The organism is Pseudomonas sp. NFACC45, from assembly GCF_900113505.1.
In the GTDB taxonomy this organism is placed as follows: domain Bacteria; phylum Pseudomonadota; class Gammaproteobacteria; order Pseudomonadales; family Pseudomonadaceae; genus Aquipseudomonas; species Aquipseudomonas tehranensis.
Genome location: NZ_FOPO01000003.1, coordinates 415626 through 435082, shown reverse-complemented (window position 1 = coordinate 435082; position 19457 = coordinate 415626). Strand labels below are relative to the sequence as shown.

At 59.9% G+C, this 19457-nt stretch carries 20 protein-coding genes; 7 read left to right on the top strand and 13 right to left on the bottom strand.

The features are described 5' to 3' along the window. Positions 1–42 precede the first annotated feature (42 nt). Positions 43–465, top strand: coding sequence for a GNAT family N-acetyltransferase (locus tag BM132_RS07660; RefSeq protein WP_092454357.1), 423 nt, complete (start codon positions 43–45; stop codon positions 463–465). Positions 466–586: 121 nt separating this feature from the next. On the opposite strand, the gene def is transcribed toward BM132_RS07660, so the two are convergent. From def to BM132_RS07645, 3 genes are all read right to left on the bottom strand, one after another. Next, positions 587–1126, bottom strand: coding sequence for a peptide deformylase (gene def, locus BM132_RS07655; protein ID WP_092397101.1), 540 nt, complete (start codon positions 1124–1126; stop codon positions 587–589). Positions 1127–1128: 2 nt separating this feature from the next. Beyond that, positions 1129–2073 (bottom strand): YihY/virulence factor BrkB family protein, encoded by a 945-nt coding sequence (locus BM132_RS07650; protein WP_092397099.1) that lies wholly within the window; start codon positions 2071–2073, stop codon positions 1129–1131. Positions 2074–2247: 174 nt separating this feature from the next. Then, complete coding sequence (locus BM132_RS07645; protein WP_092397097.1) at positions 2248–2439, bottom strand: CsbD family protein; 192 nt, start codon at positions 2437–2439, stop codon at positions 2248–2250. Between the two features lie 195 nt (positions 2440–2634). Between BM132_RS07645 and BM132_RS07640 the strand changes: the two genes are divergently transcribed. Then, entirely contained in the window at positions 2635–3012 is a 378-nt protein-coding gene (locus BM132_RS07640; RefSeq protein ID WP_025212261.1) for a hypothetical protein, read from the top strand. Between the two features lie 226 nt (positions 3013–3238). On the opposite strand, the gene fadD1 is transcribed toward BM132_RS07640, so the two are convergent. Together fadD1 and fadD2 are read right to left on the bottom strand one after the other, a co-directional pair. Continuing rightward, on the bottom strand, positions 3239–4930 hold the full coding sequence (fadD1, locus tag BM132_RS07635; protein ID WP_092454355.1) for a long-chain-fatty-acid--CoA ligase FadD1: 1692 nt from the start codon (positions 4928–4930) through the stop codon (positions 3239–3241). 343 nt (positions 4931–5273) lie between these two features. After that, complete coding sequence (gene fadD2 / locus BM132_RS07630) at positions 5274–6962, bottom strand: long-chain-fatty-acid--CoA ligase FadD2 (protein ID WP_092454353.1); 1689 nt, start codon at positions 6960–6962, stop codon at positions 5274–5276. A gap of 246 nt (positions 6963–7208) precedes the next feature. Here fadD2 and BM132_RS07625 point away from each other — a divergent pair, with 246 nt between their 5' ends. Both BM132_RS07625 and BM132_RS07620 read left to right on the top strand, forming a co-directional pair. Further along, positions 7209–8153, top strand: a complete 945-nt coding sequence (locus tag BM132_RS07625; protein WP_092454351.1) for an alpha/beta hydrolase — start codon at positions 7209–7211, stop codon at positions 8151–8153. Between the two features lie 40 nt (positions 8154–8193). Next, the gene (locus tag BM132_RS07620) at positions 8194–8664 is read left to right on the top strand and encodes a MaoC family dehydratase (RefSeq protein WP_003184579.1); all 471 of its coding nucleotides are present in this window, start codon (positions 8194–8196) and stop codon (positions 8662–8664) included. A gap of 155 nt (positions 8665–8819) precedes the next feature. On the opposite strand, the gene BM132_RS07615 is transcribed toward BM132_RS07620, so the two are convergent. From BM132_RS07615 to BM132_RS07600, 4 genes are all read right to left on the bottom strand, one after another. Further along, complete coding sequence (locus BM132_RS07615; RefSeq protein WP_092454349.1) at positions 8820–9683, bottom strand: efflux RND transporter periplasmic adaptor subunit; 864 nt, start codon at positions 9681–9683, stop codon at positions 8820–8822. A 10-nt stretch (positions 9684–9693) separates the two neighbouring features. After that, positions 9694–9900 carry a DUF1656 domain-containing protein gene (locus tag BM132_RS07610; RefSeq protein ID WP_092454347.1) on the bottom strand — a complete coding sequence of 69 codons (207 nt, stop codon included), beginning with the start codon at positions 9898–9900 and terminating at the stop codon, positions 9694–9696. Then, on the bottom strand, positions 9887–11887 hold the full coding sequence (locus BM132_RS07605; protein ID WP_092454345.1) for an FUSC family protein: 2001 nt from the start codon (positions 11885–11887) through the stop codon (positions 9887–9889). Before BM132_RS07605 ends, BM132_RS07610 begins: the two co-directional genes overlap by 14 nt. Before the next feature lie 165 nt (positions 11888–12052). After that, positions 12053–12520: a ferritin-like domain-containing protein gene (locus BM132_RS07600; protein WP_092454343.1), complete on the bottom strand. Its 468-nt coding sequence runs from the start codon at positions 12518–12520 to the stop codon at positions 12053–12055. A 205-nt stretch (positions 12521–12725) separates the two neighbouring features. On the opposite strand from BM132_RS07600, the gene BM132_RS07595 reads away from it, so the two are divergent. Continuing rightward, positions 12726–12962 carry a DUF3820 family protein gene (locus BM132_RS07595; protein WP_092454341.1) on the top strand — a complete coding sequence of 79 codons (237 nt, stop codon included), beginning with the start codon at positions 12726–12728 and terminating at the stop codon, positions 12960–12962. Between the two features lie 12 nt (positions 12963–12974). Continuing rightward, the gene (locus tag BM132_RS07590; RefSeq protein ID WP_092454339.1) at positions 12975–14162 is read left to right on the top strand and encodes an aminotransferase class V-fold PLP-dependent enzyme; all 1188 of its coding nucleotides are present in this window, start codon (positions 12975–12977) and stop codon (positions 14160–14162) included. Positions 14163–14406: 244 nt separating this feature from the next. On the opposite strand, the gene BM132_RS07585 is transcribed toward BM132_RS07590, so the two are convergent. Genes BM132_RS07585 through zwf form a run of 3 tightly spaced genes read right to left on the bottom strand, consistent with a single transcriptional unit; the run spans position 14407 to position 17259 of the window. After that, entirely contained in the window at positions 14407–15072 is a 666-nt protein-coding gene (locus BM132_RS07585) for a bifunctional 4-hydroxy-2-oxoglutarate aldolase/2-dehydro-3-deoxy-phosphogluconate aldolase (RefSeq protein ID WP_092397077.1), read from the bottom strand. A 17-nt stretch (positions 15073–15089) separates the two neighbouring features. Then, positions 15090–15803: a 6-phosphogluconolactonase gene (gene pgl, locus BM132_RS07580; RefSeq protein WP_092454337.1), complete on the bottom strand. Its 714-nt coding sequence runs from the start codon at positions 15801–15803 to the stop codon at positions 15090–15092. Next, entirely contained in the window at positions 15790–17259 is a 1470-nt protein-coding gene (gene zwf, locus BM132_RS07575; RefSeq protein ID WP_092397073.1) for a glucose-6-phosphate dehydrogenase, read from the bottom strand. Before zwf ends, pgl begins: the two co-directional genes overlap by 14 nt. A gap of 196 nt (positions 17260–17455) precedes the next feature. On the opposite strand from zwf, the gene BM132_RS07570 reads away from it, so the two are divergent. Next, entirely contained in the window at positions 17456–18316 is an 861-nt protein-coding gene (locus BM132_RS07570) for a MurR/RpiR family transcriptional regulator (RefSeq protein WP_171061416.1), read from the top strand. 126 nt (positions 18317–18442) lie between these two features. Here the strand turns inward: BM132_RS07570 and BM132_RS07565 are convergent, their stop codons facing one another. After that, a complete protein-coding gene (locus BM132_RS07565; protein ID WP_092454335.1) occupies positions 18443–19297 on the bottom strand; it encodes a D-hexose-6-phosphate mutarotase in 855 nt (284 codons plus the stop codon). Between the last annotated feature and the right edge of the window lie 160 nt (positions 19298–19457).

Sequence of the window (19457 nt, the reverse complement as noted above, 5' to 3'; positions counted from 1 at the left end):
TCTTTTATAATCACCCTCCCCTTCACCGCCCCTGACGTTGCCATGTCCCAGATCCACTACACGCTGCTCGATGAACCCTTGTGGCCGCTGATGAACAAGTTCTATCGCGCCCACCAATCCTCAATGAAAGCCGTGCGTGAAGCGCAGTTGTGGGTGGCGCGGCGGGATGAAATCATCGCGGCCCTGTGTTTGCGACCGGTGTCGGGGGGACATTGGCTGACGGGGTTGTTTGTCGAGCCGGCGTATCGCATGCAGGGGATCGCGGCGCGCTTGATCGACAAAGCGGTGAAAGGCGTGGAAGGACCGGTCTGGTTGTTCTGTCACCCGGATTTGCGCGGTTTCTATGAGCAGCAGGGGTTCAGCTTCGACCCCGTGCTGCCTTATGCGATGGCCGAGCGCCTGAGTCGCTATGCGCGCAGCAAGCCGATGATTGCGATGGGGATGGAGCCTAAAACACTCTCCTGAAGCGCATCACAATCCAATGTGGGAGCGAGCCTGCTCGCGATAGCGCCGTGTCAGTCAACAGCTTCATAGCTGACTCACCGCTATCGCGAGCAGGCTCGCTCCCACAGAGGGTTTGCGTAGGCTAGTCGTCCGCCGCAGGGTCCAGGTCCGGAAACATGACCTCGGTAAAGCCGAACTTACTGAAATCGGTGATGCGCGAGGGGTACAGCCGCCCGATCAGGTGGTCGCACTCATGCTGGACCACCCGCGCATGAAAGCCCGAGGCCACCCGCACAATCGGCTCACCTTTGGGATCAAAGCCTTCGTAACGAATGTGCTGATAGCGATCAACCGCGCCGCGCAGGCCCGGCACCGACAAGCAGCCCTCGAACCCCTCTTCCATCAGTGGGCCCAATGGCGTAATCAGCGGGTTGATCAGGATCGTCTGGGGCACCGCCTCGGCATCCGGGTAACGCTCGCTGTGCTCGAAGCCAAAGATCACCAGTTGCAGGTCGATACCGATCTGCGGCGCCGCCAGGCCGACGCCACCCACGCTTTCCATGGTCTGGAACATGTCGTCGATCAACTGCCACAACGCGGGGCTGTCGAACATTTCCGGCGGCACCGGCGGGGCAATACGCAGCAGGCGTTCATCGCCCATTTTCAGGATTTCACGAATCATGGTCAGGTTTCGTCAGTGTGGGGGTGAGGAATGGAATGGTCACGGCCCAGGCCCGACACATGCTGCTTTTCGTGTTCGCCCGGGCTCTTTTCGCCACGGTCCTTGCCCTCGGCAGACATGTGCTCGATCACCGCGTTCATCTCAGCACCGAGCAACAGCACCGCCGAAGAAATATAGAAGTACAGCAATAGCACAATGATCGCGCCGATACTGCCGTACATGGCGTTGTAGTTGGCAAAGGTCTTGACGTAAAACGCAAAACCCAGGGACGCGATGATCCACACCACCACCGCCAGCACCGACCCTGGCGTGATAAAGCGAAACTCCTGTTTGACGTCGGGCATCACGTAATAGATCAACGCCACGGCCACCATCAGCAAAAACACGATCACCGGCCAGCGTACGACGGTCCAGAGCGTAACGATGAAATCCTCCAGCCCGACCTGGGCCGCGATCCAGCCCATCACCTGCGGCCCGAGCACCATCAGCGCCGCAGCAGCCAGCAGCATGCCGGCGATGCCAATGGTGTAGAAAATCGACAGCGGAAAGCGCTTCCAGACTGGACGACCCTCCACCACATCATAGGCGGCGTTCATCGCGCTCATCATCAACCGGACACCGGCGGAGGCCGTCCACAACGCAATGACGATACCCACCGACAACAAGCCGCCCTTGGATTGCTGAAGCTGGTCGATCACCGGGTTGACCTGCTCCAGGGCCTGGGGTGGCAACACCAGTTCCGATTGCAGGCGCAGCCAGGAGAAGAAGTCCGGCAAGTGCAGGAAACCGATCAGGGCGATCAGGAACAGAATGAAGGGGAACAGCGAAAACAGCATCTGGTAAGCCAACGCCGAGGCGTAGGTCGACATCTCGTCGTCGACGAACTCGGTCACGGTGCGCATCATCACACGATGCAAGGGCAAGCCTTTCAAGGCCGGGAACATCATGTGCGTCTCCTTTCGCCGCATAAAGGTAGGTCGCTTGGCGACTCATGGGATTGTTATCCAAGACAAAAGTAACCTGTTTGGCGACTTTTGGAACGATTTCCACGCTGCAAGTTCGAGCCGACATGAAAACGGCCATCCGCAGATGGCCGTTCCAAGCGCTTTTCAACAGGCCGGTTATGCCTCGTCGACGCCTTTCTTGACGGCGTCCTTGGCCTTGCCCACAGATTGCTGGGCCTCGCCTTTTTTCTCCTGGACCACGCCCTCGGCGCGCATGCGGTCATTGTCGGTGGCCTTGCCGACGCCCTGCTTGATGTTACCGACCGCTTCGTTGGCAACGCCCTTCACTTTATCGCTCGTGCTACCCATGATGTCTCTCCTGTGAACAGCTGTGGGAAAAGTCATTACATAGGGGTTGACCGAGGCCATTTGCGGGGAGTTTCATTTTTTCAACGGCACATTTCATCGTCGAATGCAGGTTGCGCTTTATGTTTGCCGATCCACCCCCGAGAATGCCCCACGTATTCAGGCTGCGGCCTGAGGCTCCAATCCCGTAGGAACGTTATGAAACTTGATAAAAAGCAGGCCATTGCCCGCAGGAACCAGGAACTGGGCGGCGCCGTACTGGGCGTCAATAACTGCCATTTCAGCGAATTGAACCGTAACCGCAACATTTTCTGGTTCGATATCCCGGTGGCACGCTTGGCCATCGGTCAGTACGAATGGATTCACCTGCTACTGCACACACCGGCCACCGATGAATTGCTGCACCTGAAAGTGCCGACGGTGTTCCTGCGCGAGAAACTCGAAGGCCTGGAAGTGCGCAACCAGGGCAAGCGCAAGGCGGCCCTGAGCCTGGAGCTGAGTGCCGACAAGGATTCGTACCTGCAAGACATGCGGCCGGGTGGCACCAACCTGGATTTTGCGCAGTTTCGGTTGTAACCAATCCGTATAGCTGCCGGGCTTCCTGTGGCGAGGGGATTTATCCCCGCTGGGCTGTGAAGCAGCCCCACGCTTTCATGAGCCACACCAATCTGTCATACAAGACGCAGGGGGTTGCTGCGCAACCCAGCGGGGATAAATCCCCTCGCCACAGGTTTTTGGTGCCTGCCGGGACAATCCCAAACAAAAAGCCCCGCAATCGCGGGGCTTTTTGTTTATAGCGGCCTTACTTCTTCAGACCCAGCCTCTTCAGCTCTTCATCGCGCAACTCGCGCCGCAGGATCTTGCCCACGTTGGTGGTCGGCAACGCATCGCGGAACTCCACCGCCTTGGGCACTTTGTAGCCCGTGACGTTGGCGCGCATGTGTTCCATCACCTGCTCCTTGGTCAGCGTGACACCTGGGCGGGGCACAATGAAAATCTTGATCGCCTCACCGGATTTTTCGTCCGGTACGCCGATAGCTGCGCACTGCAGGACGCCCGGCAGGGTCGCCAGCACGTCCTCCAGCTCGTTGGGGTACACGTTGAAACCGGAGATCAGGATCATGTCTTTCTTGCGATCGACGATGCGCATGTACCCGTCCGGCTGGATCAGCGCGATATCGCCGGTCTTGAGCCAGCCTTCGCTGTCGAGGATCTCATCGGTGGCGTCCTGGCGCTGCCAGTAGCCCTTCATGACCTGTGGACCTTTCACGCACAATTCGCCGATTTCGCCCAATGGCAGTTCGTCACCCGCGTCATTGATAATCTTGCACAGCGTCGACGGAACAGGAATGCCGATGGTGCCCACGTGGATTTTCTGAATCGGGTTGACGGTGGCGACCGGGCTGGTTTCGGTCATGCCATAACCTTCGCAGATAGGGCAGCCGGTAACCGCTTTCCAACGTTCGGCCGCGGCCAGTTGCAGGGCCATGCCACCGGACAAGGTCACCTTCAATGCTGAGAAATCCAGGTTGCGGAAGGCTTCGTTGTTGCACAGGGCCACGAACAACGTATTGAGGCCGACAAAACCGCTGAACTTCCACTTCGACAGTTCCTTGACCATCGCCGGGAGGTCACGTGGGTTGCTGATCAGGATGTTGTGGTTGCCGATCAGCATCATCGCCATGCAATGGAAGGTGAACGCGTAGATGTGGTACAGCGGCAGCGGCGTGATCAGGACTTCGCAACCTTCATTGAGGTTGGACCCCATCAGCGCCTTGCACTGCAACATGTTCGCCACCAGGTTGCGGTGGGTGAGCATCGCCCCCTTGGCCACGCCAGTGGTGCCGCCGGTGTATTGCAACACGGCCACCTCGTCGCTGGTCGGGTTGGCTTCGGTCACTGGCTGGCCGTGGCCCTTGCTCAGCACCTCGTTGAACTTGATGGCCTTGGGCAAGTGATAAGCGGGGACCATCTTCTTGACGTACTTGATCACGCTGTTGATCAGCAAACGCTTGAGGGGCGGCAGCAGATCGGCGACTTCGGTGACGATCACGTGCTTGACGCCCGTCTTGGGCACCACAGCCTCGGCCAGGTGCGCCATGTTCGCCAGGCACACCAGCGCCTTGGCACCGGAGTCATTGAACTGATGTTCCATTTCCCGCGCGGTGTACAGCGGGTTGGTGTTGACCACGATCAGACCGGCGCGAATCGCACCGAACACGGCAACCGGGTACTGGAGAACGTTGGGCAGTTGCACGGCGATTCGATCGCCTGGCTGCAAATCGGTATGCTGTTGCAGATACGCAGCAAAGGCACCGGACAATTCATACAGTTCACCGTAGGAAATTGTCTTGCCCAGGTTGCTGAATGCCGGCTTGTCGGCGAAGCGTTGGCAGGACTGCTTCAACACCGCCTGAATATTCGGATACTCGTCTGGATTGATGTCGGCAGCAATCCCAGCTGGGTACTTATCCTTCCAAAAGTCTTCGATCATGGAAGCCCACTCCTCAGCAACGCGAATTCTCACCGCATTTGATGCGATTATTATTGGTGTGTGTTTATTGGTGAATCTGGCCTAGTTCAACGCCGAGAAGTCACAAAAGCGCGCCGAGAGTAGCAGCTTTGCCAAAGGTCGCCTAGAGCCAAAAGTGGCCCCTACAGTCATAAATCTGACTCAAGAATATGCAGTGGTCATTTTTAGAGTAAAAATTCTACCCCCTTGGATTAATGGGTCTTATCTGTAAAAGATCACAGCCTTCGGCAGCTCCTACAGGAAATCCGATTCCCTGTAGGGGCTGCCGAAGGCTGCGATCTTTTCTTTGATGCTGCCGGAATAATCAGGCGATATCGCGCAATTCCCGCCGCAAGATCTTGCCCACTGGCGTCATCGGCAACGATTCTCGCAGCACGATGTGCTTGGGAATCTTGTAACCGGTGAAGTTCTCCTTGCAGTAAGCCTTGAGCTCTTCAAGGCTGACGCCCGTCTCGCGCGGCACCACGAACAGTTTCACCGCCTCCCCCGAGCGCTCGTCCGGCACGCCGATCACCGCGCAGTTGGCAACTTTCGGATGGGCCATCACCACGTCTTCGATTTCGTTGGGGTACACGTTGAAACCCGAGACGATGATCATGTCTTTCTTGCGATCGACGATGCGCACGAAACCGTCCGGGTCGATCACCGCGATGTCACCGGATTTGAACCAGCCCTCGCCATCCAGCACCTCGGCGGTGGCTTCGGGCTTGTTCCAGTAACCTTTCATGATTTGCGGGCCCTTGATGCACAGTTCGCCGCGCTCGCCCAATGGCTGTTCGGCGCCGTCGTCGCTGACCACTTTCATGAGCGTGCCCGGCACTGGCAGCCCCACCGTGCCCAGCCGGGACTTCGTGCCATAAGGGTTGGTACAGGCCACCGGCGAGGTTTCGGTCAGGCCATAGCCTTCAGTGATACGGCAGCCGGTGAGCTGTTCCCAACGCTCGGCGGTGGCCTTGACCAGCGCAGTGCCACCGGAGTTGGTGAGCTTGAGGCTGGAGAAATCCAGGGTCTTGAAATCCGGATGGTCCATCAACGCCACGAACAGCGTGTTGAGCCCCAGCAACGCCGAAAAACGCCAGTTCTTAAGCTCCTTGATAAAGCCACCGATGTCCCGCGGGTTGGTGATCAGCACGTTGTGGTTGCCGGTGACCATCATGCACATGCAATTCGCCGTGAAGGCATAGATGTGGTACAGCGGCAGCGGCGCAATCATCACCTCCTGGCCTTCGCGCAGCAGCGGTTGGCCGTCATCGCCGAACTGGCCCAGGCAGGCCCGGGCCTGTTGCATGTTCGCTACCAGGTTGCCATGGGTCAGCATCGCCCCCTTGGCAAGGCCGGTGGTGCCGCCGGTGTATTGCAGCACCGCGATGTCCTCAAGGCTGACTTGCAGCGGTTTGATGTCATGGCCCCGCCCCAGGCGCAGCGTGCTCTTGAAGGAAACAGCCTGGGGCAGCGAATAGTCAGGAACCATCTTCTTGACCTTGCTCACCAGCGTATTGACCAGCCAACCTTTGGCGGCTGGCATCAGGTCGCCCATCTTCGCCTCGATGAGGTACTGCAGATCGGTGTCAGGCAGCACCTCCTGGACTTTCTGCCCGAACAGGTTCATGTACACCAGCGCCCGGGCGCCGGAGTCCTTGAATTGGTGACGCATTTCCCGCGGGGTATACAACGGGTTGGTGTTGACCACAATCAACCCGGCGCGCAAGGCACCGAACACGGCAATGGGGTATTGCAGGACATTGGGCATCTGCACCGCGATACGATCGCCAGGCGCCAGGTCGGTATGGGCTTGCAGGTAACCGGCGAAGGCAGCGCTGTAGCGCTCGAGTTCGGCATAGGTCAGGGTCACCCCCATGTTGCTGAACGCCGGACGGTCGGCGAATTTCTTGCAGGAACGCTCGAACACCTCGATCACCGATTTGTAGGCCCCCAAGTCAATGTCCAGGGGCACGCCGGCCGGGCGTTTGTCATTCCAGAAATCAGGCTGCATTGTTTTTATCCTCTTTACCTGAACGTGTCCGGGCCGCTTCTGTGGCTCTTGCACAGGCGGTGCTCTTGGGACACTAGCAGCTATGGCCAATCAGGCAAATATGGCAACCTGCTTCATAGATAGTGTGAATCTACCTGCCACGACGTAACGTAACGTGACCTGATCAGGCGAGACGCAACGGATGCGCTATACAATGCAGCGACGCTGTGTTTGCCCTTGTGTATGCCCGTGAGTAAAGGAATGCCCATGATCCACCAAACGTTCATGCTCACCGCCACCGACCACACCCGCCTGTTCGTCAATCAGTGGCTGCCTGAAACCGCCCCTGAAGCGGTGATCATGCTGGCTCACGGCATGGCCGAACACAGCGGCCGCTACGCGCGTCTGGCCCAGGCGCTGTGCGATGCAGGCTATGGCGTCTATGCGCCGGACCTGCGCGGTCATGGCAAGACCGGCGAAGCGGCGACGCTCGGCCATTTTGCAGACGAGGATGGCTGGGCCAAGGTAGTCGGCGACCTGGCCAGCCTCAATCAACACATTGGCCAGCAACACCCCGAGGTTCCCATTGTGCTGCTGGGTCACAGCATGGGCAGCTACATCGCCCAGGCTTACCTGTTGCATCACAGCGCCAGTCTGCACGGGGCGATTCTCAGCGGCTCGAATTTCCAGCCCGTGGCGCTCTATCGTGCCGCGCGCCTGATCGCCTGTTTCGAGCGCAAGCGCCAGGGTCCCAAGGGCCGCAGCGCCTTGATCGAGTGGCTGTCCTTCGGCAGTTTCAATAAGAAATTCAAACCCACGCGTACCCCCTTCGACTGGCTCAGTCGCGACCCGGCCGAGGTCGACAAGTACCTCCACGACCCGCTGTGCGGCTTTCGTTGCACCAATCAGTTGTGGGTCGACCTGCTCGGCGGGTTGCAGCAGATCAGTAAAGCGTCCAATCTCGCCCAGATCGATCCGGGCCTGCCCCTGCTGGTGATCGGCGGCGAATGTGATCCGGTGAGTGAAGGCAAGCGTCTCAAGGATCTGGCCGACGCCCTGCGCGGCACCGGTAGCCAGCACTTGCAATTGACGATCTACCCGCAAGCCCGGCACGAACTGTTCAATGAAACCAACCGCGATGAAGTGACGGCCGACGTGCTGGCCTGGATTGCTCAGGCCCTGAGTCACAAGCGACCGCCACGCAGCGAATAGGTTTGCAGCGTTTTCCTTTACTCGTCACAGGATTTGATAGATGACCCAGGTTACCAACATCCCCTACGAAGCCCTCGAAGTCGGCCAGACCGCCAGCTACAGCAAGACCGTCGAAGAGCGCGACATCCAGCTGTTCGCCGCCATGTCGGGCGATCACAACCCGGTGCACCTGGATGCCGAATTCGCCGCGGCGAGTATGTTCAAGGAGCGCATCGCCCATGGCATGTTCAGCGGTGCGCTGATCAGTGCGGCGGTGGCCTGCGAGCTGCCTGGGCCGGGCACCATTTATATCGGCCAGCAGATGAGCTTCCAGAAGCCGGTGAAAATCGGCGACACCCTGACCGTGCGCCTGGAAATTCTTGAAAAACTGCCGAAATTCCGCGTACGCATCGCCACTCGCGTGTTCAATCAGCGCGATGAACTGGTGGTGGACGGCGAAGCTGAAATCCTCGCGCCGCGCAAGCAACAGACCGTGACCTTGCCGACGCTGCCGGCGATTACGGTCGGTTGATCCACCCGCATTTACGGTGGATGACTTGTGGCGAGGGGATTTATCCCCGTTGGGCTGCGAGGCAGCCCCCCTGCGCTCGGCGCTGACACCGCAGTGATATAAAGGTGTTGGGGCCGCTTCGCGCCCCAGCGGGGATAAATCCCCTCGCCACAAAGTTATTGCGGGTCTTCACGCACCTGCACGCTCGCCGTCATCCCCGCGCTCAGGTTCACCCCTTCGGGCACCTTGTCCAGCTTGATCCGCACCGGAATCCGCTGGGCCAGGCGTACCCAGTTGAACGTCGGTTCGACCTCGGCCAGCAGTTGCGCATCGGGATTGGTATTACGGTCGGTAATACCGCGGCTGATGCTTTCGACGTGACCTTGCAGGACATGGTCGGCGCTCATTAGCCAGACCTTGACCGGATCACCCACGTGGATCCTGGGCAGTTTGGTTTCTTCGAAATAGGCCTGCACGTAAAACGTTGAATCGTCGATCAGCGCCATGACCGGTTGCCCGGCATTCACGTAGTTGCCCTCGGCCAGACGCAGGTTGGTGATATGGCCGCCCCGTGGGGCCAGCACCTGGCTGCGGGCCAGATTGAGCTCGGCGACCTTGGCCTCGGCCTGGGCCTCGCGCAGTTCGCCCCGGGCGATGCCGGCGTTGATCTGGGCGTTCTCGCGCAACTCGGCGCTGATAGCCTGAGGCCCCAGGGCGGCGCGTCGACTGGCTTCGTGTTCACGCAAACTCAGTTGCTGCTGGCGGGTCTGAACCACCGCCCGGGCTTTCTCCAGCGCGGCCTCAAAACGTTCGCGGTCGATGCTCAGCAACAAATCGCCTGCCTTGACCTGCTGGTTATCCACCGCCTTGAGTTCGCGCACCCAACCCGACACGTCGGGGGCGATCACTACCACGTCGGCGCGAATCCGCGCATCCCGGGTCCAGGGCGTGAGCATGTAGTACTGCCACAGATGAAACCCGGCGAAGATCGCCACGGCCACCACGCTCAGCGTGACGGCAACACGTACGGAGGTACGCATGTTCAACTCCTTATAGCGGTCCGAGGACCACGGTAATAACAGTCAGGACACAGACATACAGGGCGCAGTCGAACAAGGCTTCATGCCAGATCCAGCGCCCGACCGGCACGAGGCTGAGCAACAGGCGTAGCCCACCGGTCACCAGCAAGGCCAGCACCACATAAATCAAAAACGGGCTGAGCAATACCCCGCCTATCGACCACTCACGCAAGCCCATGGCTGTGCTCCCGTTGTTCAGGTTCATGCTGACGGCACCAGGCGCGCCAGCTGTTCTGCAATTGCACCACCGCGCCCTGGGCCAGTTTCAGCGCATCGCCGGGCGGTTGCGTCGACAACACGTTCAGGAACTCGTCGCTCGCCGGGCCCAGTGCTTCGGCCTGATCAACTGCCGGACCGCGCTCAAGCACCTGCTCCAGCGCTTCGAAGTAACGGCGCTGGGCACGGTTGTCGGGCATTTGGGCGACGGCCAGACTCAAGCGCAGATGCAGCAACTCGTCCCCCATGTCCAGGCCCAGCAATCCGTCATCCCAACGGCTACGCGCCGGCACCGGCAGTTCGGGATAATGCCGCGCCAGTTGCAGCAGCCGATCAGCCATGCGCCCGCCGAACCAGCTCTCGGCGCCCCGCAGGTTACGACGCGTCAGGCGCACCAGATCATCAAGCGTGGCAGCCAGCAGACGACGGCTATGCCAGGCTGGATCGCGCAGAATCAGCAGGTTGAATGCCAACACCGCCGCGCCCACACCGATCATCATCGCTTGCGCATTGTTGAAGAACGCCGCCACGTCATATTTCATGGCGTTGAGCGGCGATATCAGCACCACGAAATGCAGACAGAACGAGGTGGCCGTGGCGAAAATCTGCGGCTTGGCCATGCCCAGCGCCCCCAGGAACAGCGGCACGCCCATGGCCATGCACAACATCGCAAAACTGCTCCATTGCGGCAGCAAAATCTCGCCGATCACAAACGCCGTCGGCACCGCCAACAGAATCCCCCGAAGAAAACTCATACCGATCTGCGCGCCGTTTTCACGACTGGCGAACAGACTGCACACCACACAGGTGAGCACCAGCGCGCCTGAGGCGGCGGGCCAGGCAGTGGCCAGCCAAAAACAGGCGACCGCCAGAAACGCCAGGGCGCTGCGCGCACCGAATACCATGGCCAGGGGCAGGTCACGATGGGGCGCCAGGGTACGCGGCGGATCCACCGCCTCCCTGCCCTCTTGCACCGCCCTCAAGGCTGCGCAGGCGGCCAGGGCGGTATCGAGCAACAAGGCGAAGCGGGCCAGGCAATAACTTTGCGCCGAGCTGATCAGTGGATCGTGAGATGCATCCAACACCCGTGGTCGCAGGGCTTGCAGGGTCGCGCTGTCGGCGTCGAGGGCTTGTTGCACCTCGCTCATCCAAGGCTTGAGAGCCTCGGCTTCCTCAGGGTCGAGTTGTTTCCATTGCCGCCGTACCGAGCGGGAGATGCGCAGCAGCATCAACAGTTTCTGGCTCAGAGCGCTGATGGCTCGGGCCCGCTGCCGCCCCAGGCTGCCTTCGAACCAGGCGTGCTCGCGCTGGGCGTCCACGGCGACGATCTTGCCGAGAATTTCCAGCAGCCCCTTCCGGGCCTGGGCATCCCCCGTCAGTGTCGCCCGTGCCGCGTGCATGCCGCTCTGCCAGGCGGCACGGGCCTGATCGGCCAATTGCCGCTCGACCCGCAACGGCCAGAGCAACGCGCTGGCCGCCGTGGCGCAGACAATGCCCAGGCTGATCTCCGTGCAGCGCGCCACCGCCTGATCGAACACCCCCAGCGGATGGGAAATCGCCGGCAAGGCAATGATTGCCACCGTGTACCCGGCCAGCACAAACGAATAGGACCAGGCGCTGCGCAACAGTGTGGAACAGGCCGTGCACACGCCCAACCACAGGGCCAGCGCCAGCAGGAACAACCACGGTGCCTGGCCAAACAGCCCCATGAACACCACGGACATGACGGTGCCCACCAACGTTCCGAGCAGCCGCGCCAAGCCTTTTTGCACCACCATCCCGGACAGCGGTTGCGCCACGATGATCGCGGTCATCAACGCCCATGAAGGCTGCTCCAGCCCCCAGCGCAAGGCCAGCCAAAGCGCCAGTCCGCCACCAAGAACAGTCTTGATGGCGAATTGCACAGCGAGGCGGTCGGGAGCGAACAAGGCCTGGAAAGTAATGGGCACGCGAAAAACTCTTCTGGGAACGCAGTAACGATAGATGCAATAAAAGGGTGATGGAGGGTGCAATTATTAGCTAGCTATCTATTGGAGTCCAGCGCCACAGTTACATGATCGACATAAAAAAACGCCAGACAGGCTGGCGTTTTTTTAGCTCAGGGCGCGTTTAGTTTAAGAATGGGCACGCGCTTCGTTACGCAGGGCTTTTACCTGATCATGGTTACGCTGCACGCCATGGTACTGACGCTCAACCAGGTCGCGAATGCCTACCAGGTTGTGCTTGCTGATTTTCTCCATGGCTTCCTTGTAAGCCTTCAGAGCATGGTCTTCGCCGCGCTCGGCTTCGTTGAGCACCGCTTCTTCATCCTTGCCAGTGAACACAGCTTTCACGTCGACCCAACGGCGGTGCAGGTCACCGGCCACGCTGGTCGAGGTTTCCGGGTCGCCGCCGAGCGCACGTACGGCAGCTTGCAGCTCAGCCGCCGCAGTGGCGCAGTCTGCGGCGCGCTGGACGAACAAGGCCTTGAGTTGTGGATGCTTGATGTCTTCAGCGCAAGTCTTGAAACCTTCCTGACCGTCTTTGCTGGTTTCGATCAGGTCGTTCAGGACGGAGATGGATTCTTTGTTGATGTCGGTCATTTTTCAATTCCTTTGCTTGGTGAATAAAAACCTACAAGGAATATTGCATCGGCCGTGCCAGCCCAAGACCACCAACAAAACACTTAACAATCAATAAGTTAGTTAAAAACGGAAAAACTGTATCCGCGTTATTTGCATGATCTGTCATTTGGCCTGCATGCAGAATGCCTGTATTTTCCAGGTTGACTGAATCAAGACCCAGACCATGAATCCGCAAAAGCTCGAACTGCTGGTCACGCGCCAGATGCCTTTCGGCAAATACAAAGGCCGAATCCTGGCCGACCTTCCCGGGCAATACCTGAACTGGTTCGCTCGCGAGGGTTTTCCTCACGGGGAACTGGGCGCTTTGCTAGCGCTGATGCAGGAGATCGACCACAACGGTCTGTCGGATCTGCTTAACCCACTGCGCGCCAAACATGGCAAACCCAAGCCCCAACATTGATTGAGCCCCGCCATGCCCGAGAACACCCTGCGCGCCCACGATGAAAGCTTCTGGGAGACTTTCGTGGGCCGCTACGATGTCGACCCTCATGCACCGCTCAATCTGGAAAACGGCTACTTCGGCCGCATGTCCCGGACCGTGGTCGAGGAGTACCAACGCAACATCGAGTTCGTCAACCGCGGTAACTCGGTGTACGTGCGCCAGCATTTCGACCGGGACCATGGCGAAGCGATTCGCCAGCAAGTGGCACAGCTGATCCACGCATCCCCCGCTAGCGTAGCGCTGGCCAACAGCGCTGTAGACGCTCTGCAAACGCTGATTCGAAACTACAACGGCCTCAAGCCTGGCGATCAGGTATTGATCTGTGATCTGGAATACGCGTCGGTCAAAAGCGCGATGCGCTGGCTGGCCCGGCAGCGGGGCGTGCAGGTCATTGAACTCGTCCACCCCTACCCCGCCAGTTTCGAAAGCCTGGTGGGCACTTATCGCCAAGCGTTCATTCGCTATCCGCGCCTCAAGCTTATGGCGCTGACTTACGTCAACCACCTCACCGGGCTGGTGATGCCGGTCCAGGCCATTGCCGAGACCGCTCGTGAGTTTGGCGTCGATATCATTCTCGACGGTGCCCACGCCTTGGGCCAGATCGATTTCGACCTGAAAAAGCTCGGTATCGAATTCGCCGGGTTCAACCTGCAGAAGTGGATCGGCGGGCCACTGGCCCTGGGCTTTTTATACATCGCACCGCAACGGCTGGCCGACATCGACCCGGACATGGACGAAGATCATTGTCCTGCCACTGATGTGCGCTCGCGAACGCCCCACAGCACGCCCAATATCCCGGCCTTGCTCACGCTGCCTCTGGTACTAGAGGAGCACCGTGCATTGGGGGGCGCATCGGCCAAGGGCGCGCGGCTCAGTTATCTGCGCGACCTCTGGGTGAACGCCGTGCGTGATGTGCCGGGGATCGAAATCATGACGCCGGACGATCCGCGCCTGTACTGCGGCATCACGTCGATGCGCTTCACCGCGCACCCCGATCAACAGGCGATGGCTGATCGACTGCTCAATGACTATGGGATCTTCACGGTGGTGCGTAACACCAGTGTCGGGCCGTGTATCCGCATTACGCCTGGGTTGATTACGTTGGCGAGTGACATTGAGCGGTTGACTGCGGCGCTGATTAACCTGAGCCGAATGTAGTTGTGGCGAGGGGATTTATCCCCGCAGGGCTGCGCAGCAGCCCAGCAAGGTGGGACTTAACCTATCTGACGCACCGAGATGTCAGGTTTCGGGGCCGCTGCGCGCCCCAACGGGGATAAATCCCCTCGCCACAAATCCAGCGTTCATCCAGCGCGGTACGATAAAAACCAGGCAAAAAAAAACGGCGCGCCGACCAAGCGCACCGTAAAACCGTAGAACACCCAACGAAGGTTCGGTAAGACAATCAGTCCAGCAGCGCCAGCGCCTCAGCGGTGCATTCCTGAATACGGGCCCAGTCGCCGTTCTTGATCCACTCAGGATCAAGCATCCAGCTACCGCCCACGCACATCACGTTTTTCAACGCCATGTAGCTCTTGATATTGGCCGGGCTTACGCCGCCGGTCGGGCAGAATTTCACTTCACCGAACGGGCCGCCCAGGGCCTTGATGGCCGCGACACCGCCGCTGACTTCTGCCGGGAACAGTTTGAAGCGGCGATAACCCAGGCCATAGCCTTCCATGATGCCGGAGGCGTTGCTGATGCCCGGCAGCAACGGGATCGGGCTGTCAACGCTGGCCTCCAGCAAATCACGGGTGATGCCTGGGGTAACGATGAACTGAGAACCGGCGGCCTCGGCGGCGGCCAGCATGTGGCGATCGAGCACCGTGCCGGCGCCCGTCACCAGTTCCGGACGTTGCTCGCGCAGCACCTGGATAGCCTTGAGGCCGTACTGGGAACGCAAGGTCACTTCCAGCGCCGTCAGGCCGCCAGCAGCCAGGGCATCGGCCAGCGGCAGAATGTCCTGCTCACGGGCGATGGTGATCACCGGCAGGATCCGCGCCTTGGCGCAAAGGCTGTCGATCAGGGTAACTTTGTCCGCCATGGAAACGGTCGGGGATGGGTTTTTCATAGCGGCTGATCCTTGGTTCATGGGCACCAGTAAATCTCTAACGTAGGTTGCAAAAACGCGCGAACCGGCATTTCGGCAACATTGTCACCGGCCACCGCAGCGTTCAGGGTGGTCAATTTCGACTGACCGGAAATCGACAGCACTTTGTGCTTGGCCGAGGCCAGCAGGGCGCGGCTCATGGTCAGGCGTTGGTGTGGCACGGTGGGCGCCAGCATCGGCCAGCAGCGGCGAACGCCATTGGCATCCAAGGCTTGAGCCAGGTTCGGGCTGGCGGGAAACAACGAGGCGGTGTGCCCGTCATCGCCCATGCCCAACACCAGTACATCGATGGGCGGCAGCTCGGCCAGCAAACGATCGGCCTGCTCGGCTGCGGCTTCCAGGTCGGCGCTGGCGCTGTAGAGGCTCAGGAACTGGGCCTTGGCCGCCGCACCTTGGAGCAGGTAACGCTTGAGCAGACCGGCGTTGCTGTCAGCGTGCTCAACCGGCACCCAGCGCTCGTCGGCCAGACTCACCACCACGTTCGACCAGTCCAGCGGCTGTTTGGCCAGGCTCTGGAAAAACGCCACGGGGCTACGACCGCCGGAGACCACCAGGGTCGCCGTGCCGCGCGCCTCGATGGCCGTGCGTAATTGCTCAGCCACCTTCAACGCCAAGCCCTCGGCCAACAGCATCGGGCTTTTGAATTCGTGGGCGCTGACGCCCTGCGGCAGTTTCACTTCAGATATCGCCATACCATGACCTCCCATCCCGCGTGATCAGTGCAATGGAGCTCATCGGCCCCCAGGACCCGGCCGCATACGGCTTGGGCGCATCGCCGGATTTCTTCCATCCGGCAATCAACTGGTCACACCACGTCCACGCGGCTTCAATTTCATCTTTACGGACAAACAGGTTCTGATTGCCGTTCATGACTTCCAGCAACAACCGCTCGTAGGCATCGGGAATCCGCGCGCTGCGATAGGTGTCGGAAAAGTTGAGTTGCAACGGACCGCTGCGCAATTGCATGCCCTTGTCCAGGCCTTGCTCCTTGGTCATCACCCGCAAGGAAATCCCTTCGTCCGGTTGCAGGCGGATGATCAGTTTGTTGCTGATCTGCAAGCGCTGCTCGGGGGCGAAGATGTAGTGGGACGGTTCCTTGAAGTGAATGACGATCTGCGACAGCTTCTGCGGCATGCGCTTGCCGGTGCGCAGATAAAACGGAACCCCGGCCCAGCGCCAGTTGCGAATGTCGGCGCGCAGGGCCACGAAGGTTTCGGTATCGCTCTGGGTGTTGGAGTTGGGCTCTTCCAGGTAACCTGGCACCGACTTGCCCTCGCTGTGGCCGGCGATGTACTGGCCGCGCACCACTTGAGTGGTCAGGCCTTCCGGGCTGATGGGCGCCAGGGCCTTGAGCACTTTGACCTTTTCGTCACGGATGCTGTCGGCGGACAGGTCGGCCGGCGGGTCCATGGCAATCAGGCAGAGCAACTGCAACAGGTGATTCTGGATCATGTCGCGCAGTTGGCCGGCCTTGTCAAAATAGCCCCAGCGGCCTTCGATGCCGACCTTCTCGGCGACAGTGATTTCCACATGGGAAATGTAATTCTGGTTCCACTGGGTTTCGAACAGGCTGTTGGCGAACCGCAGCGCGATCAGGTTCTGTACCGTCTCTTTACCCAGGTAGTGGTCGATGCGATAGGTGCGGTTTTCCGGGAAGAACTGCGCCACGGCGTCGTTGACCTTGCGCGACGATTCCAGGTCCGAGCCGATGGGTTTCTCCAGCACGACACGGGTGTTTTCGCACAAACCGACCTTCGCCAGGTTCTCGCAGATCGCTCCATACACCGCCGCTGGGGTGGCAAAATAGGCAATGACTTGCTGGGCTGAACCGGCCTGCTCGGCCAGGGCGACATAGTCGTCGGCCTTGAGGAAATCCACGTGCAGATAAGTCAGTCGCCCCAGGAAGCGTTCAACCACGGTCTCGTTCAGATCCTTGTCGCCCACGTAGCGGCGCAACTCAGCGGCGATGAACGCCAGGTGTTGCTGCTCGCTGCCCGGCTCCCGGGCCAGGGCAATGATCCGCGTGTCCTCATGCAGCAGGTCGGCGCCATCGAGCTGATAAAGGGCAGGAAACAGCTTGCGCAAGGCCAGGTCGCCCAACGCGCCGAACAAGGCGAAGGTGCACGGTTCAACCGTAATCGAATGCATGATGTTTGTTCTTTTATCAAGTTAAGCTACAAATACCTTTTTTCAAGGCATCACTCAAGGAAAAATGTAGTAATAACCACAACATTTTTCGAAAATACCGATTCCGAGTGGTGGTACACCGGAGCCATCAGTAGGATAGGCCACCGCAAAGGGTCGTATCAAAGACCCGTCTTTCTAGGAATCTTGTATGGACCGCGTGCGAAATTTACTGGAACAGATCCAGAGTCGCCTTGAAGACCTGAACAAGGCAGAACGCAAAGTGGCCGAAGTGATCCTGCTCAACCCACAGCAGGCCACCCGCTTCAGCATCGCCGCCCTCGCCCAGGCCGCTTCGGTCAGCGAACCCACCGTCAACCGTTTCTGCCGTTCATTCGGCGTCAGCGGCTACCCGGAACTCAAGCTGCAACTGGCCCAAAGCCTGGCCAGCGGCGCCGCGTATGTCAGTCGCGCGGTGGAGGCCGATGACAATCCGGAAGCCTACACCCGGAAAATCTTTGGCAGTGCCATTGCCTCATTGGACAGCGCCTGCCAGGCCCTTGATCCCAATTTGATCAGCCGTGCCGTGGACCTGCTGATCCAGGCCAGGCAGATCCACTTCTTCGGCCTCGGCGCTTCGGCACCGGTGGCGCTGGATGCCCAGCACAAGTTCTTCCGCTTCAACCTGGCGGTGACCGCCCACGCCGATGTGCTGATGCAGCGGATGATCGCGTCAGTGGCGCACACGGGCGAGCTGTTCGTGATCATTTCCTACACCGGTCGTACCCGCGAGCTGGTGGAAGTCGCGCGCATCGCCCGGGAGAACGGCGCGTCGGTACTGGGGCTGACCGCCGAAGGCTCGCCCCTGGCCAAGGCCAGCACCCTGAGTCTGAACATCCCACTGCCCGAGGACACCGACATCTATATGCCGATGACCTCACGGATCATCCAGCTCACTGTGCTGGACGTGCTCGCCACCGGCATGACCTTGCGCCGTGGTGTGGACTTCCAGCCGCATCTGCGCAAGATCAAGGAAAGCCTCAATGCCAGCCGGTATCCGGTGGGGGATGAGTTCAACTGATGTGGCTTGCCTGACAGGCCGTCATCGCGAGCAGGCTCGCTCCCACAGGGTCTTGTGAACGCCGAAGATCACTGTGGGAGCGAGCCTGCTCGCGATGGGGCCAGCAGCAAACACCACAAACTTGAACTAAGCCCCCACCCACGCCTGCAAACTCAAATGCGCCCGCTCCCCCGGCGCCAGGCACAGGCTATCGGTGCCGCCGCTGGCCGCCTCGACACACACGAATTCGCTGATTTCATCCCAGCTCACCCCCAGCAAAGGCCGGGCACCGGGATGCCACACCACGGTATCGGCGCTGGCGCCGGTGTCGATGCACAGCTCACGCTGCCAGGCGTGGTCCTTAAGCTGCAGTTCACCCTCATGCTGGAACACCCGCTGACAACCGCCCTCGACGCGCAAATCGCCTTCCTGCTGACAGGCTGCGCGATTCAACTGGTCGTAGCCCTGCGCGCCTTCGAGCCCGGACAGCGCTATCTCACCGACGTCACCAATACGCCAGTAGGCGTGCAGAGCCTGGCTCAATTGGCACGGCAGGCTGTCTTGATGCTCGGTGCTCAAGCGTAATTCCATGCGCTCGCCCAAGTCGGCGTGCAGGTCCACCTGCCAGTCGCACAGCTGGAGCTGCCAGTGCAGGTGCACGCCTGTTTCATCGCTGCGGCTGTCGAGCAGTTTCCAGTCGATCAACCGTGCCCAGCCATGGGACGGCCAGGCGTTTTCGCTGGGGTGACGGCCATACCACGGCCAACACACCGGCACCCCACCGCGTATTGCGCCGACTTGTGGCCACTTGGCCGCGCACCACAGCCAGGGTTTCTGACCCCGCGGCTGAAAGTGCAATAGCTGCGCGCCCTGACGACTGAACACCGCCTGGCACAGCGGATGATCGATCACCAGCACATCGCGTTGCCGATAGCGCTCCCACGCAAACACCGGGCGCTCGCGCAAAGATCTGAAAAAGCGTTGTAGCGGATGCTCATGCATGAGCTGCGGTCCTGGAAATCATTGAGTTGCTCATTTGTTTGCAACGCGCTCTTTTTGTGGCGAGGGAGCTTGCTTGCGCTGGGTTCTGTAGGAGCTGGCGAAGCCTGCGATCTTTTGATTTTGATCTTTCGCTCTCGATTCAATTGGCTGTGGAAAGATC